15 protein-coding genes and 1 tRNA gene are annotated in these 14,923 nt (G+C 71.4%); 8 read left to right on the top strand and 8 right to left on the bottom strand.

The window, feature by feature from the left end; all coding sequences use genetic code 11:
* The 4 genes from AC5YDV_RS10020 to AC5YDV_RS10005 are packed head-to-tail and all read left to right on the top strand — an operon-like array spanning window position 1 to window position 4,229.
* Window positions 1-411, top strand: coding sequence for a GPW/gp25 family protein (locus tag AC5YDV_RS10020; protein WP_496183387.1), 411 nt, complete (start codon window positions 1-3; stop codon window positions 409-411).
* Entirely contained in the window at window positions 411-2,351 is a 1,941-nt protein-coding gene (locus tag AC5YDV_RS10015; protein ID WP_496192477.1) for a putative baseplate assembly protein, read from the top strand. Before AC5YDV_RS10020 ends, AC5YDV_RS10015 begins: the two co-directional genes overlap by 1 nt.
* Before the next feature lies 1 nt (window position 2,352).
* Window positions 2,353-2,892 (top strand): phage tail protein I, encoded by a 540-nt coding sequence (locus AC5YDV_RS10010; protein ID WP_496183385.1) that lies wholly within the window; start codon window positions 2,353-2,355, stop codon window positions 2,890-2,892.
* Window positions 2,889-4,229 (top strand): zinc ribbon domain-containing protein, encoded by a 1,341-nt coding sequence (locus AC5YDV_RS10005; RefSeq protein WP_496183384.1) that lies wholly within the window; start codon window positions 2,889-2,891, stop codon window positions 4,227-4,229. The genes AC5YDV_RS10010 and AC5YDV_RS10005 overlap by 4 nt, the downstream gene beginning before the upstream one ends.
* A gap of 39 nt (window positions 4,230-4,268) precedes the next feature.
* On the opposite strand, the gene AC5YDV_RS10000 is transcribed toward AC5YDV_RS10005, so the two are convergent.
* A complete protein-coding gene (locus AC5YDV_RS10000) occupies window positions 4,269-7,064 on the bottom strand; it encodes an AfsR/SARP family transcriptional regulator (protein WP_496183383.1) in 2,796 nt (931 codons plus the stop codon).
* A gap of 255 nt (window positions 7,065-7,319) precedes the next feature.
* On the bottom strand, window positions 7,320-8,219 hold the full coding sequence (locus AC5YDV_RS09995; protein WP_496183382.1) for a DUF2510 domain-containing protein: 900 nt from the start codon (window positions 8,217-8,219) through the stop codon (window positions 7,320-7,322).
* 81 nt (window positions 8,220-8,300) lie between these two features.
* Between AC5YDV_RS09995 and AC5YDV_RS09990 the strand changes: the two genes are divergently transcribed.
* Window positions 8,301-8,374: transfer RNA gene (locus tag AC5YDV_RS09990), tRNA-Ile, on the top strand.
* 28 nt (window positions 8,375-8,402) lie between these two features.
* Here the strand turns inward: AC5YDV_RS09990 and AC5YDV_RS09985 are convergent.
* Both AC5YDV_RS09985 and AC5YDV_RS09980 read right to left on the bottom strand, forming a co-directional pair.
* On the bottom strand, window positions 8,403-8,900 hold the full coding sequence (locus tag AC5YDV_RS09985; protein WP_496183381.1) for an adenosine-specific kinase: 498 nt from the start codon (window positions 8,898-8,900) through the stop codon (window positions 8,403-8,405).
* Between the two features lie 49 nt (window positions 8,901-8,949).
* On the bottom strand, window positions 8,950-9,696 hold the full coding sequence (locus AC5YDV_RS09980; RefSeq protein WP_496183380.1) for a lysoplasmalogenase: 747 nt from the start codon (window positions 9,694-9,696) through the stop codon (window positions 8,950-8,952).
* A gap of 114 nt (window positions 9,697-9,810) precedes the next feature.
* On the opposite strand from AC5YDV_RS09980, the gene arr reads away from it, so the two are divergent.
* Window positions 9,811-10,758 carry an NAD(+)--rifampin ADP-ribosyltransferase gene (gene arr, locus AC5YDV_RS09975; protein ID WP_496192476.1) on the top strand — a complete coding sequence of 316 codons (948 nt, stop codon included), beginning with the start codon at window positions 9,811-9,813 and terminating at the stop codon, window positions 10,756-10,758.
* A gap of 104 nt (window positions 10,759-10,862) precedes the next feature.
* Here arr and AC5YDV_RS09970 read toward each other — a convergent pair whose 3' ends face one another.
* From AC5YDV_RS09970 to AC5YDV_RS09960, 3 genes are all read right to left on the bottom strand, one after another.
* Complete coding sequence (locus AC5YDV_RS09970) at window positions 10,863-11,111, bottom strand: hypothetical protein (protein ID WP_496183378.1); 249 nt, start codon at window positions 11,109-11,111, stop codon at window positions 10,863-10,865.
* Window positions 11,112-11,607: 496 nt separating this feature from the next.
* The gene (locus AC5YDV_RS09965) at window positions 11,608-12,498 is read right to left on the bottom strand and encodes a pyruvate, water dikinase regulatory protein (RefSeq protein WP_496183377.1); all 891 of its coding nucleotides are present in this window, start codon (window positions 12,496-12,498) and stop codon (window positions 11,608-11,610) included.
* 47 nt (window positions 12,499-12,545) lie between these two features.
* Window positions 12,546-13,073, bottom strand: coding sequence for a hemerythrin domain-containing protein (locus tag AC5YDV_RS09960; protein ID WP_496192475.1), 528 nt, complete (start codon window positions 13,071-13,073; stop codon window positions 12,546-12,548).
* Between the two features lie 122 nt (window positions 13,074-13,195).
* On the opposite strand from AC5YDV_RS09960, the gene AC5YDV_RS09955 reads away from it, so the two are divergent.
* Window positions 13,196-13,495 carry a YciI family protein gene (locus AC5YDV_RS09955; RefSeq protein ID WP_496183375.1) on the top strand — a complete coding sequence of 100 codons (300 nt, stop codon included), beginning with the start codon at window positions 13,196-13,198 and terminating at the stop codon, window positions 13,493-13,495.
* 6 nt (window positions 13,496-13,501) lie between these two features.
* Window positions 13,502-14,728, top strand: a complete 1,227-nt coding sequence (locus tag AC5YDV_RS09950; RefSeq protein WP_496183374.1) for an AGE family epimerase/isomerase — start codon at window positions 13,502-13,504, stop codon at window positions 14,726-14,728.
* Window position 14,729: 1 nt separating this feature from the next.
* Here the strand turns inward: AC5YDV_RS09950 and AC5YDV_RS09945 are convergent, their stop codons facing one another.
* Window positions 14,730-14,903, bottom strand: coding sequence for a hypothetical protein (locus tag AC5YDV_RS09945; protein ID WP_496183373.1), 174 nt, complete (start codon window positions 14,901-14,903; stop codon window positions 14,730-14,732).
* Between the last annotated feature and the right edge of the window lie 20 nt (window positions 14,904-14,923).

Below are 14,923 nucleotides of genomic sequence, written 5' to 3'. Positions count from 1 at the left end.
GTGGCCGAGGAGTTCGTGGGTCGCGGCTGGGCCTTCCCCCTGCGGGCGGACCCCACGGGCGGCATGGCCCTGGTGTCGGGGGTCCGGGAGATCGAGGAGAGCATCCGCCTCATCCTCGCGACCGCCCCCGGGGAACGGCCCATGCGCCCCGAGTTCGGTTGCGCCGTCCACGACTACGTGTTCGCCCCGGCCGACTCGAGCACGGCCGGCGACATCGCCTATGCGGTCCGTGTCGCCCTGGAGCGGTGGGAGCCCCGCATCGACCTCGAGGCCGTGGACGTCCGGTTCGACGCCGTGGAGCAGGGCACGCTCTACATCGACATCCGCTACTCGCTGCGCGGCACCAACGACACACGGAACCTGGTGTTCCCGTTCTATGTCATCCCCACGAGCGAACGGAGTGGATCCTGATGTCGATCTCCCTGCCCAACCTCGACGACCGGAGATTCCAGGACCTGGTCGACGACGCCAAGCGCATGGTGCAGCAGCGGTGCCCCGAATGGACCGACCACAACGTCTCCGACCCCGGGGTCACCCTCATCGAGACGTTCGCCTACATCACCGACACACTGCTCTACCGGCTCAACCGCATCCCCGACAAGCTCAACCTGGCCTTCCTCGAGCTGGTGGGCGTCCGGCCGCACCCACCCACGGCCGCCACGGTGGACGTGACCTTCTGGCTCTCCGCCGCGCAGGACGTCGACGTCGTCGTCCGCCCTGGAACCCGGGCCAGTACGCTCCGCACCGAGCACGACGAGGCGACCGTGTTCGAGACGACGCGTGAACTCGTCATCCCCACACGGTCGATGATCGCGGTGGCGACGCAGGCGGGAGGTGCCGAGGTCGTGTCCCGCGCGCGGGAACTTCGCGAGGGGGCGGGATTCGCGGCCTTCAGCGCCAATCCCGTGGTCGGCGACGCCCTCCTGATCGCGCTGGATGAGGCAGCCCCGAACTGCGCGATCGCCCTGCAGTGGAACTGTGAGGTGACCGGCGTCGGGGTGAATCCCGAGCACCCGCCGCTGCGCTGGGAGGCCTGGACCGGCGACGAGTGGCGCCCGTGCGAAACGGAGCGGGACAGCACCGGCGGCCTCAACAAGCCGGGCTCCATCATTCTTCACGTCCCGTCCGGGCATGCCACTTCCGTCGTCGGAGGCGTCCGGGGCGGTTGGGTCCGCACCGTCGTGACGGAACCCGAGCCGGACTATCCGCCCTACGTCAATTCCCCCCTGGTGCGCTCGGTGGACGGCTACACAGCGGGTGCCACGGTGCCCGCCGTGCACGCGGAGGAGATCCTGGACGAGGCGATCGGGCTCTCCGCGGGCGTACCGGGCCAGACCTTCTCCCTCCTGCGGGCCCCCGTGGTCGACGACGGAGAACCGCTCCGCCTCGAGGTGGCGTCGGGGCCGGGCTGGGAGGAGTGGGCCGAGGTCGAGACGTTCGCCGACCACGGTCCGGACGACCTCGTGTTCCGCGTCGATCGTGCGGCGGGCGTGGTCGAGTTGCCCCCCGCCGTTCGGGAACCCGACGGGACGATGAGACGCTTCGGGGCGGTGCCGCCCAAGGGGGCGCCGCTGCGCGTCCCGGCCTACCGGGCCGGGGGAGGCCCGGCCGGGAACGTCGCGGCCAGGACCATCTCCGTCCTGCGCACGTCGGTCCCGCTCATCGACCGCGTCGAGAACCGGCGGTCGGCGAGCGGGGGGACCGCAGCCGAGACGCTCGAGGAGGTCCGCATCCGGGGGCCACTCGACCTGCGCACCCGCGACCGCGCCGTGACAGCGGCCGACTTCGAGATGCTCGCTCGGCGCGCGTCCCCGTCCCTCGCCCGAGTCCGCTGCGTGGCCGAGGGGGACTTGGGAGCTCGACTCCTCGTCGTGCCGGCGGCGCCGACCGGCCCGGACGGTCGGATCTCCTTCGAGTCACTGGTTCCGCCGGAGCCCATGCTCCGCGCGGTCGCGGAGTACCTGGACGAGCGTCGGGTGATCGGAACGCGGCTGGCCATCGAGCCGCCCACCTACCAGGGCGTCACGGTGGTCGCGCGGCTCATCGCTCGGCCCCGGCACGACCCGGACGCGCTGCGCTCGGCCGCGATTGCAGCGCTGTATGGGCACTTCAACGCCCTGACCGGAGGTCCGGACGGGAAGGGGTGGCCCTTCGGTCGGCCGGTCCACGCGGGTGAGGTCTACGCCGTGCTCCAGGGGCTGCCCGGGACCGAGCTCGTCGAGGACGTCAAGCTCTTCGCGGCCGACCCGACCACGGCCGAGCGCGGCGAGCCCACCGACCGGATCGTCATCGACCCCGACGCGCTGGTCTTCTCGTTCGGCCACCAGGTCCGCGTCGCGCGGGGGGTGTGACATGCGCGGTCTCGTGCCGGGGCTCGAGTCGCCCCACCCGTTGTTGCACCAGCTCCCCGGCGTCTTCCAGGACAGCGAGTTCACGGCCCGCTTCCTCACGGCGTTCGACGATGCGCTGGCCCCCGTGTTCAGCACGCTCGACAACCTCGGCGCCCACGTCGACCCCGAGACAGCGCCGGCGGACCTGCTGGCCTTCGTCGGCGCCTGGGTGGGGGCCATCCGGGAGGAGTGGACTCCTCTTCCCGCGCAGCGCCTCGCCGTCCGCGACGCCGTCGAGACGCATCGCAGGCGGGGGACGGCGGTGAGCCTGGCCCAGATGGTGCGGCACCTGACCGGAGGCGACGTGGAGGTCACCGACTCAGGTGCCACGCGCTGGTCGAGCGAGGCCGGTGGAGCCCTGCCGGGCACGTTCCCGGCGTGGGTTCGGGTCCGCATTTCCGTGGACGATCCGGACGCACTGGACGTCCGCCTCGTTGATTCAGTCGTGAGAGAAGCAATCCCGCCGCACGTGGCGCATGAGATCGAGGTGGTTCGACGATGAGTGAGATGGTCCGAGACGGTGGCAGCGTGCTGGTCTGCACCGAGTGCGGGGCGGTGAACGAGGTCGGGGTGTCGTTCTGCGGCGCCTGTGGTGCCTACCTCGAGTGGGACGGTGACAAGGTCCCGACGGCCGATCCGGAACCGGAACCCGAACCGGAGCCCGCGGTCGAGGCCGCCCCTGAACCGGAGAAGCCGACCTTCATGAGCAGGTTGAGGAGCGAGTTCGGCATACCCGAGGCGGGCGCGGCTTCCCCGGAAGCCGGTCCCCCGGGGCCCGCGGTCCCGAGCGCACCTCCGTCGGCCTCGGTGAGCCCGTCTCCGTCGGCTGCCGTGGCCGGCGCGACGGCATCGGCTGCCGTGGCCGGGGCGGCACCGGCCCCAGCCGAGGCGGTGCCCGCGGCAGCCAAGCCCGCTCCCGCGGCAGCCAAGCCCGCTCCCGCGGCAGCCAAGCCCGCTCCGGCAGCGGCCAAACCCACGGCCGCGCAGCCGGTGGCCATGAAGCCGGCGGTCGCCCAGCCCGTGGCGGTCAAGCCCGGAGCTGAGGCACTCCCCAAGCGCAAGAAGGGCGCTGACCCGGTCGACGACTTCGCCCCGCGCCCGGGCGAGACCGTGTGTGGGCAGTGTGGGGCGGGCAACGCTCCCGAGCGGAACTTCTGTCGCCGGTGCGGCAAGCCCTTGGCCGGCTCCCCGGTCGTCCCGACGTTGCCCTGGTGGCGCCAACTCTTCCAACGCCAGCCACGCACGGTCGCCGCCGGCACGCGCAACAACGTCCGTCGCCGCTCCAAGCTGCCGGGCCGCCTCCTGGCGGTCGCCGTCATCGCCGCGATCGCCTTCTCCGTCTACCGGTTCGTCTGGCCGGAGGTGGGCGACTTCGCGGTGGAGGCGGTTCAGGACCGGGTCTCGTCGACCCAGCGGCGGGAACCGACGGGCATCGATGCCTCGTCCGCGGCACCCGACCATGCGGCCGCGCTCGTCCGTGACGGCGATCTGGGCACCTACTGGATGCCGACCCAAGGGACGGATGCGACGGGCCAGTTCGTCGAGGCGACCTTCGACGGTCCGTTCCGGCTGGTGGCCGTCCAGTTCTTCAACGGTGCCTCCAGCGAGGACTCCGTGTACCTCACCGTCGGGCGTCCGGCGGAGGTCGTGCTCACCGCGACACTCCAGGACGGTACGGAGGAGAGGCGCGAGCTGACCCTGCGGGACGATCCCAAGCAACAGGACCACCTGCTGGGGATCAGCGACGTCACGAAGGTCCGGGTGACCATCAAGACCACGTTCGGCGACCCCGCGTCAGGGGTGGCCCTCCGCGAGGTGGCCTTCTTCACCCGTTCGTGAGGGGGTGGGCGGACGACGTGCGGGGGGAACCGCGCGTCGTCACCTCCGGCCGGACGCGGTGACCCCCAACGAGGCGAGGACGGCGGCGTACTCCTGCCGGGCACGCTCTGCCTCGGCGGGAGCACCGGCATCCAGGTGCGCCATGATCAAGGTGTGCCACGAGCTGTCCCGGAAGGGATCGATGTGGAGGCTGCGCTGCGCCGCTGTGACGGCGTCAGCGGGGTGGTCGCGACGCAGTTCGAGCTCGGCGAGTGTGGCTGCTGCTTCGGCGGCGGCCTGCCGATACCGATCTCGCACCGGGAGGACCCACTCGGCCGTGCCGTCCCCGGGCAGCACGTCGTCGGTGTAGAGGTCCAGGGCGGCACCCAGCGCCGCGACTTGGCTCGCGTCGTCCCCGACACGCTTGGCGGCGGGGGCTTCGACGAGCCGGCGGTCGAACCGCTGCAGGTCGGTCACGGGCTCGCCGCCCGGGGCCAGGACGTATCCCTCTCCCTGCCGCGCGACGAGCGTGCTGGCCAGGTCCGGGGCGACCGACCGGAACCCCTTCCTGAGGCTGGACATGGCGACATGCAGGTTGTGATGGGCCGAGAGTTCGCTGAGGTCGGGCCACAGGGCCTCGACGAACACATCCCGGTGGACGAGCGAACCTGCCTGCAGGGCCAGGATTCGGAGCACCTTCAGGGCCACGGGGCGCACGGGCAGGGACAGGGGGCGTCCGTTGCGGTCCAGCTTGAACTCGCCGAAACAGGTCAGCCGGATCCCGCCCCAGGACTCGGGCGGGGGTGGTGGGGTGGTGGACGGCAGGGGTTGGGGAAGGGTGCCGCTCAGGATGGTGGCCCTGAGGCGCGGGGCCGCGCTGGGCTGCTTCGCCGGCGTGGCCTCACGGGTCCAGGTCCAGGGGCGGATGCGCATGCCGGCGTCGATGGCCGTCCTCTGCGCCAGGTCCAGTAGTTCATGGGCCTGCTCGGGATGTGCCAGGCCCATGGCGGCGTATGCCACGGCCATCGGCCCAGGGGCTCCGATGGTGCGTGCGAAGGCGACTGCCGATGCGGTTGCCCCGGTGTCGGGCAGGTCGTCCTGACTGGTGACCAGGGCGTGCGCTGAGCGTGCCCACGCCTCCAGGGTGGGCGCGCCCACCTGGCGAAAGCGCTCGCACAGCCGCTCGAGCAGCGTGATGTCCGGCCGACCCGCGCGCACCAGCGCGACGGCGATCGCGCTCTCGATGAGGACGGAGCCCCAGGTGTCGCCCATCCGCTCACGTTCGTGAGCCAGGGCGCGGGCCTCGGCGCACGGTCGCTGGTCGCCGCCTCGGCACAGCGCCACCGCGTAGGCCAGACGAGTGAGCCAGCCGAGGCCGCGCCGGGAGACCTCGTGGTGGACCCGGTCGAGCTCGTCGAGGGGACCGGTCGGATCGACCAGTGCATCCACGGCTGCGAGCGCCAGCTCCGCTGCCAACCGGGACGCCTGCCCGTCCATCCGCTCCGAAGGATCGGGGAGCGCCGCCCGTGCGAGCACGGGGTAACCCTCGGCGAGCAACCGGAGGGATGCGGCCCCAGCTCGGTCCACCTCGGGCCGCGAGTGGGGGTGCGTCCTCGCGGCTTCGCGGAGGGCATCGTCGGTGCGCCCGTCGGCCAGGAGCAGGCGGGCGCGGGCGAGCCTGATCGCTGGCTGGTTCCCGGCGAGGCTCGGGGTCACCAGGGACAACATCCGTGTGGACCCCGGGACGACGGCCTCACCGTGTGAGGCCAGGAGCGCGGCCATGGCTGGTGCGTTCTCGGCTCGAGCGCGCGCGGCGAACGCCTCGACGGGATCGCCGAACTGCTCGGCGACGTGGGCTGCCCGGTCGTAGAGCCGGCGCAGTCCGGTGGGGCCGAGTTCCCGCAGCAGGCACGCGCGCAGATGGCTCCGCAGCACCGGGTGGTGGGTGTAGGACACCTCATCCGATGCGTTGCCCTCACGGTCGACCAAGGTCACGTGACGCGCGATCCGGGACAACATTCGGTGGCTGTTGCGGGTGCCCAGCAACGCGTCCAAGCGCTCTGCGGTGACCCTCTCGAACACGCTCGAAACACGCAGCACGTGGTGCACTCGCTCGCCCCGGAGGCCGGCCAGCACATGGCCGTCGACGTAGGCCTGGATGACTCCGTCGAGCGCGGCGGGTCGCCCAACGTGACGGGGGTCTCCGCTCAGGCGTCGGGCCAAGTACCACAGACGGAGGGCTGCGGCCCAGCCGCCGGTCCAGTCGGTGACCTCCAAGGGGCTCTCGCCGCTCAAGGGATCTCCATAGACGTCAGCGAAGAGCGTGCGGACCTCCCAAGGGCGGAAGGTGAGGTCCCGTTCGGTGACGATGCTGAGGTTCGGGACGTCATGACGCGCGAGGTTGAACGCCGGAACGCGCCGCGCCGCCAGCAGCACCGGCACATGGGGGGAGACCTCGTGGATGAAGCGCCCCAACTGCTCCCACCGTTCCGGTGTCGCAGCTGCGGGGACGTCGTCGATCACCACACCGCGGAGTGGCGCGCGATCCCGCCCCTGTCGCAGGAGCGAACGGGGCTCGGGGAGGCCTGCAGGGTCGAACCATTGCACGAGGCCGTCGCGTTCGTTGGCCCATTGGACGAGCAGCGTCGACTTGCCGAAACCGACCGGGGCCACCACCAGGGCGAGCCCACCGTTCGCGACGCCGGCGAGCTGGTTGAGCAGCCGGGCACGCCTCATCGTCGGTTGGGCCGGGGAGTGTCGCGCGGCGGTCAGGTCGCGGGCGCCGTCCACCTGCGTCGGGGACCACGGCCTGCTGGTGAGGCTCAGGTCAACGCTGGGTAACGTCTCGGGGATCATCTCCGAGACTCCTTCCGGGATCGTGGGGGTGAATCAATCTCCGGGACGCGCCTGGGGCGGTGCTGGGTGTGGATCGAGTGCTTACGTCACCTGTCATTGTGCAACGGGAACGCATGCCCGGAAAGACCTACGTGACCATTCCCTGAAAGTTTCCCTTCAGGGCATGACACGAGGTGATCTCATCCTGCTGTGGGTCCACCCTGATCACCATGGACCCAGGTCCCCGGTGCCCAGCGCCGGCCGGTTGCCGAGGTGCTAGGCGCGACGCACTGTCGACAGGACTTCGGCCACCGATCGTCTGGCGGTCTCATCCTGTCCGTCCGCCGAACTCACCACAATCGTGGCTCGTTCGCCCGAGTTCAGGGCGATCACGCTGAGCTCGTCGAGGTGGCCGTCGAGTGCGATGGTCCCCGTGACCATCCATCCCTCCATCGACCCCGTGTGGACGGGAGCGGACGTCAGCGTCAACGGCTGGGCCACAGCCGCATCGAGGAGGGCGATCGCCCAGGACTGCTCGGCCACGGCCTGCAGGTCAGGGCCGGGCACCGGGGACAATCCGATCGTCACCGTTGCGGTGGCCTGGAGAGATGCTGCCGCTCGACTGCAGTCGAGCCAGGAGAGGCTGTCCACCGGGATCCACTCGGGCGGTAGCGTGAGCACAACCTGCCCGTCGGAGAGGAGACTCGCGTCCCCCGGCGTCGGTCTGCAGCCCGGCTCCGCCGGGGCGTACGGATCCGCGGGGATGCTGGGCAGGGGAGGGGCGGTGATCACGGGCCCGCCCGCGCGCGGCGTCACCGAGGGAAGGCTGCTGGTGGACGGGATCGGCGACGCACTGGGGCGCGATGTGGGGGTGATCGTCACGGCGTCCGCGGGCACCGCTGTCGGCGACTCGACGGACGCCGGCGTGGCGCGGTCGGGCCGATCGGGGGTGATCAAGCCCGTGGCGAGTCCGAAGACCATCGCACCCACGAGGGCGGCGACCAGCCCGAGACCCACCCACGGCCAGGCTCCGCGACGCCCCCCGGCGGACTCGCTCGACCCGGTGGCTCCGGTCGAATCCTGGACGTTGGTGTGATCGGTCCAGCGCGTGCCGTCCCACCACCGCAGGCGCTCCGGCGTCCCGTCGGGGTCGTCGTACCAGCCGGGCTGGGGCATGGGGCTCCTTCACTTCCACTCGTCGCGCCACCATCGTAGGCGGCACCCCCAGCACCCGCTGCTAGGCTGACCCTCCGGTTGGGGGCGTTAGCTCAGCCGGTCAGAGCAGGGGACTCATAATCCCTGGGTCGCGGGTTCGAGCCCCGCACGCCCCACGAGGTCGATGTTGTCCTGTACCGGACGTCAGAGCTTGTAGCCGATCGTCTTCAGTAGTGCCCGCCGTTCGGTGACGTCGGCGTCCGTCTCGACGCCGAGCGGTGGCTCGCCGTCCACCACGCCCACGACGCCGCGGCCCCGGGGGGTGACGGCGACGAGGATGTCCACGGCGTTCGCCGTGGCGCAGAAGATGGTGCACACCTCGGGCACCGCGCGGACGGGATTGAGCACGTTGAGTGGGAACCCGTCACGCAGCAGGATCACGAACACGTGGCCCGCCGCGATCGCGCGGGCGTTCCGGGTCGCCAGCTCGACCAGTTCTGGGTCGTTGCCCGACCTGCGCACCAGCCTCGCCCCGGACGCCTCGCAGAACGCCACCCCGAAGCGCAGTGACGGGCTGACACCGGCCAGCGCCTCATGGAGGTCGTCGACCGTCTTGATGAAGTGTGCCTGCCCGACGATGACGTTCACGTCGTCGGGCTTGTCGATGGGAACCGCGTCCCAGGACAGCGTCGTCTCGGTCACGATCCCATTGTGGCACCGCGCCGTGCGACAGGACGCGGGGCCCGGCGCTTCATCGCGACGCGCCTTCCTTGACCGGTGGAACATCCGGTGCGGGACGCTCCACCTCACCGGACGGCGTCCGTTCTTGAACCGTGAGGAGGAAGAGCAGCCACCCGGCCAGGTAGGTGACCTGGATGAAGGCCTCCGTCAACACCGGCGCCGGCGTGAACGCGGGGTGGAACATCTGGAGGGCGACCACCGAGTCGCTGGCGACCAGGGTCACACCGGCCGATGCGGCCAGACAGGCCACCCGGCGGGGGAACCGGCCCCGCACCAGCCTGCCCGTGACCGTCACGGCCATCGTGCTGATCACCAGGATGAAGGCGGGCAGCACCACCTTCATCAGCGGGCTCAGGTACGGCCACAACAGCAGGCACAGGCCCACGCCCAGGGTGCCCAATGCTGCGACGACAGTGACCTCGCGGCGGCGGGGGCGTCCGCGCCAGAAGGCGCCCGTGATGAGGAGGTACGCCAGCGCGAACGTGCCCATGCCGAACAGTTGGCCCTCCGGCGCCACGACGAACCCGACAAGGAAGGCGTCGCCCACGGCGGAGACGGCGATGGCCACCGTGGTCAGCCAGCTGGTGGCCCCGCGGGGGCGGGCTGCCAGTGCGGCCAGGAACAACCCGACGACCGGGGGTGTCTCGAGCCACCGCACCAGGTCCTGGGGCGTCCGGCCGAGGATGAGTGCCGCCAGGACGACCCCGACGACGAAAAACAGGGCAACCGAGGCCCGCTGGGCTGTGGAGAGGTGCATGGTACGACCTCCGGGGGTCGAGCACGCCCACTGCGTGTACTGGCCAGCGTGGTGGCGCAGGTCGGCCGCTGCCGGTCGTTGACGAGGACCGGCGGCCGCATGACGATGGTCCGCATGACCGCGGCTGGCTTCGCACTCTCCCTGGACGAACTGCGGTCGGTCGCGGGGTTCGCCCTGGCCTGCGCCGAGCCCGTCCTGGTGATCTTCGCCAAGGAGCGTCCCGACGACCCGCGCCCGGCCGCCGCCCTGGACGCGGCGCGGATCTTCGCTGCGGGGGCCGCCCGGTCCCGCGTCCAGCGGACGATGGCGGTGGCCGCCCACCGGGCGGGTGAGGAGGTCGGGGCCGGGGCTGCCCGGCATGCGGCCATCGCGGCCGGTGATGCCGCCGGGTCGGCGTACCTCCACCCGCTGGCCAAGGCATCGCAGTTGCGCCACATCCTCGGTGCAGCCGTCCATGCCGCCCGTGCAGCCGAACTCGCCCGCGGCGACGACCCCGTCGTCGGGGAGTACGTGGTCACCGCGGCGGCACGGCGGGCCACGCCGATCGTCCTGGACGTGTTGTCGCGCTACCCCCGCGCGCCTCAGGGGAACAACCGTGTGGCGGTCCTGATGCACCGGCTGGACAGCCTGCTCCGGGACCCACCCCCACCCCCGCGCGTCGTGGACGACGTGGGGCCCTTCTTCCACGGAACGAAGTCGGTTCTCCATCCCGGCGACGTGTTGACCCCGGGCTGGCGCTCCAACTATGGGTCGGGTCGGGTCGCGAACCACGTCTACCTGACCGCGAGCCCCGACGGGGCGCCCCTGGCTGCCGAACTTGCGTCCGGGACCGGCCCGGGTCGCGTGTACCGTGTCGAGCCCTTGGGGGCGATCGAGGACGATCCGAACGTCACCGACAAGCGGTTCCCCGGCAATCCGACCCGCTCGTACCGCACCCGTGAGCCGGTGCGGATCGTCGAGGAGGTCCATGGCTGGACGCCGCCACCGGCGGAGGTGGTGCAGCACCTGCGAGCGCGGATGGGGGAGCTGGCCGAACTCGGCATCGAGGCCATGGACGACTGAATTCCCTGGACGAGGCCTACGGCCGACTCATGCGGTGGACGGGAGAGCAGCACCTCACGCCGTCCGGTCTGCTGTGGGAGTCCCACCTGAACGAGCCGTCGCCCTCAGCCTCCCTTCGAGCGCTCGCCGGACGGCGTCCGGGTCGGCCGTCGGGTCGAGATCGACGCGGACGCGCAGGGTCGCGGGCCCTGTTTGCGCCACCTGGCCGCTTCGGACGCCGCCCGTCTGGTCGAAGACGGCACCAACGCCAAGGGCAGGACGTCCACGATCTCCCCGTCGGCAGACCTGAGGTGGAGGACGTCGTCGTGTCGGCCGGCGACCCGCACCGCGGGCAGGGGCAGCCGCTGGGGCACGGATCGGGTCGAGCCATCACCGAATCGCCGAGGTCGTAGCGCACGATCGGCACGTGCAGCCACCCCTCGTGGCAGCCGAACGCGATCGGGTCGCACTCCGAGGAGCCGTACAGGTCGTGGACCGGGCACCCGAACACCGCCGACGCCCGCGCGCGGCTCTCGGGGGTGGACGACCCGCCACCGGTGATGGCGAGGGCGGGGGTCAGGCGCAGGCGTCCGGGTACTCCGCCAGCGGAGCGCCTGCGCGGACGCCGCGCCAGTGCTCGGCGTAGAAGTGCGAGGTGGGCCGCGGCGCGTCCGCGAGCAGGGCGGCAGCCCGGCATCGCGACTACCTGCGATCCCGTCGGCGCCGCCGCGTTTCGGGCCACCACAGGTCGAGGCCAACCCGCCACTCAACCCGGGCGGCCCCACGCTTGCTGACACGGTCCATGACCGGCCTCCTTCGGCGTGTCACCAGCGTGGGTCCTGGGCAGCCCCAGTGGTGGGGTGAAGGCGCTCACCGCGCCCGCAGGTCGCTCGTCACGTTCACCTTGCGGATCGTGCCACCGAACCTCGCCGCTCGTGCCTCGACGAGGTCGGCGACGCGGGCCGCGGACTCCTCGATCGCCATGTTCGTGGTGTTGATCACCGGGCAGCCGAGCTTCCGGAGGAGCGCTTGCACGGCGTCCAACTCGTCGTAGATCTGGGCGATGTTGGCGTAGCCGTCCTTCATGCGGCTCACGCCGAGGCCCTTGACGCGCTCGGCGCGGATCTGCTGGAGCTTCTCGGCGTCGATGGTGAGCCCGACGAGGCGCCACTTGTCCACGGCGTACAGCTCGGGTGGCGGCTGGATCCCGGGGACGAGGGGAATGTTGACCACCTTGTGGCCCATGTAGCCCAGGAAGATCGACAGGGGAGTCTTCCCCGAGCGCGAGGGACCGACGAGGCAGATGTCGCACTCGGCGAGGGCGGACGGTACGGCACCGTCGTCGTTGCGGACGGCGAAATCGATGGCTGAGATCCGGGAGAAGTAGTCCGCCTCGACGCCCACGGGACGCAGGGGGACCTCGTCCGGGCTCCTGCCGCTGATCGTCGCCAGCGCACGCATGGCGTCCGTCATGAGGTCCGCGAAGGGGATGTCGAGCTCGCGGCAGGCGTTCGTGACCATGTGCGCGAACTCCGAGTTGGCCATCGTGAAGAAGACCGCGATCGGACGGTCGGCCCCCGCCTTGACCTGGTCGAGCGCCGTGAGCAGCGCGTCGAGGGTCGTGATGCGACGGTGCCGGACGAGCCGGAAGTCGACGTCGGGGAACTGCGCCACGGCTGCCCTGGCGATCCGTGCCCCCGATTCGCCGGTGGAGTCGGCGAGGAGGTGGATCTCGAGGGGGTCGGTGGCGGTGGCGTCCATGCCGGCCAGCCTAGGGCGAGGTCCGTTCCCCGGCTCGGGAAACGCGGTCAGGCGTGATCGTGTGCGTGTGCGTGCGCATGGTCGTGCGCGTGTTCGTGACTGTGGTGGTGTGCATGGGGGTGATCGTGGTGGTGGACCGTCCCACTCCGGCCCTCCTGCTCGACGACGCGCTCCCAGTCGGGCCCGGACAGGGCGATGGCGGCCGCCGGGAACAGGCCGTTGTCCTCCTTGTCGATGTGGTGGCGCAGCGCGTCCTCGAACGCCGTGACGGCGGAGAAGTCGCCGCCGGCGACGCGAGCGAGGAGGGTGTCCAGCGTGGTGTGCTCGCCGCAGAGGGTGTGGATGTGGTCGGTGAACTCCTCCTGCTCGGCCATCACGGCGAACAGCCCCACCTCTTCGGAGACCGTGTGCGGGTCGAGCAGGGACGCCACGGTCGCTGCCTGGGTCCGGACCTCGCCCACGTCGCCGGCCTCGCAGGCGCGTCGCAGGTCACCGGTGGCGTTGATCACCGCCACGTGCTCGGCCATGAGCCGGCCGATGGGGCCGATCGCTTGGCACCCGCAGTAGCTGCACATGCAGTCCTCCTGGGTCATGGGGGTCGGGTGATCCCCCGCCCACAATTATTACACAGCGAAATGTAGATAATGGCAGCGCTGACTCCCCGCACGGACCATCCCACTCGTGCAAGGATCACTCCATGCCGTTCCTGATCGTCGCCACCGACATGCCCGACAGTCGCGCCCTGCGCCAGCAGGTGCGTCCGGACCACCTCGCGTACCTCAGCGCGAACGAGGACAAGCTCCTGCTCGCAGGCGCCCGTTGGGGCGACGACGGCGAGACCTGCCTCGGGAGCGTGCTCGTGGTCGACGTCGAGACGCGCGAGGAGGCCGAGGCCTTCGCCGCGGCGGACCCGTACAGCCAGGCGGGGTTGTTCTCCGCGGTCGAGGTCACGGTTTACCGCGTGGCCTTCCTTGACCGCACCAGTCGTCTGGCCTGACCTGCCATGTCCACCCGGTGGATCGACCAGCCCGACCACGTCCGCTGGCTGCAGGAGCAGTTCGTCCGCCAATTGGCGTTCGCGCGACGGTTCCCCCACCCGGACGGGGGCGCCTGGTACCTGGGCGCGGACGGACACCCCGACCGGACTCGTCCCGTCCAGACGTGGATCACGGCGCGGATGCTCCACGTCCACTCCCTCGGCCACCTGGCCGGCATCCCCGGCTGCGCACCTTTGGCCGAGGCGGCGCTGCGGGGGCTGGTCGGCCCCCTGCGCGACGCGGAGAACGGCGGCTGGCTCGCCTCGGTCGGTCCCGGCGCCGGACAGCGGGACGACACCAAGGCCGCGTACGCCCATGCGTTCGTGGTGTTCGGCTCGTCGTCCGCGACTGTCGCCGGCATCGAGGGCGCGGACGCCCTCCTGGCCGATGCGCTGACCGTGCTCGACCGGCGGTTCTGGGAGGAGGGCCCCGGGCTGCACCGCGACGCGGGCACGGCCGACTGGGCGACCTTCTCCGACTACCGCGGGGTGAACGCCAACATGCACGCCGTGGAGGCGCTGCTCTCGGCGTCCGACTCCACGGGGGAGCGTGCGTGGCTCGACCGCGCCCACCGGATCACCACGACGGTGCTGGGCTGGGCGGCGGACAACGACTGGCGCATCCCCGAACACTTCGACCCCGACTGGCGCCCGCTCCTCGAGCACCATCGCGACCAACCCGACCACCCGTTCGAGCCCTATGGCGCGACCGTCGGGCACGGACTGGAGTGGGCGCGGCTGGCGCTCCACGTGCGGGCCGCGCTCGGGGAGTCGGCCCCGGAACCCCTGCTCGAGGGTGCGCGGCACCTCTTCGACCGCGCGGTGGTGGATGGCTGGCACGCCGATGGCGCGGACGGTTTCGTCTACACGACCGACTGGTCGGGGACGCCGGTGGTCCACCAACGCATGCACTGGGTCGCGGCCGAGGCGATCTCCGCCGCCGCAGCCCTCGCGGCGGCCACGGGTGAGGCGGAGTACGAGGCCTGGTACCGGCGCGTCTGGGACTACGCCCAGCGGTACCTCGTCCAACCGGACGGCTCCTGGGTGCACGAACTGGACGTGGCGAACCGACCCGCGGAAACCGTGTGGCCCGGGCGTCCGGACCTGTACCACTCGGTGCACGCCGTGCTGCTGCAACGGCTGCCCTTGGCGCCGAGCGCCCCCACGGCGATCGCCCGGGGGCTGTTGCGCTGAGCTAGCCGGCGCCCTCGGATCCCTCGCCCGGGTTCACGTCGCCCTCCGCGGCGGCCTCGGCGTGCGGCATGCCCGGTGTGGCCTCACCGGGGTCGATGTCGCCCTCGGCGGGTTCCTGTGCGTGGTGGCGCAACGGATCGATGTCGCCGATGTCGTCGGTGTTCTCGGAGCTCATGGCTGTGCCTCCTCCTCGTT

Source organism: Propioniciclava sp. LT432 (assembly GCF_059515965.1).
This window is presented reverse-complemented; position numbering and strand designations above follow the sequence as displayed.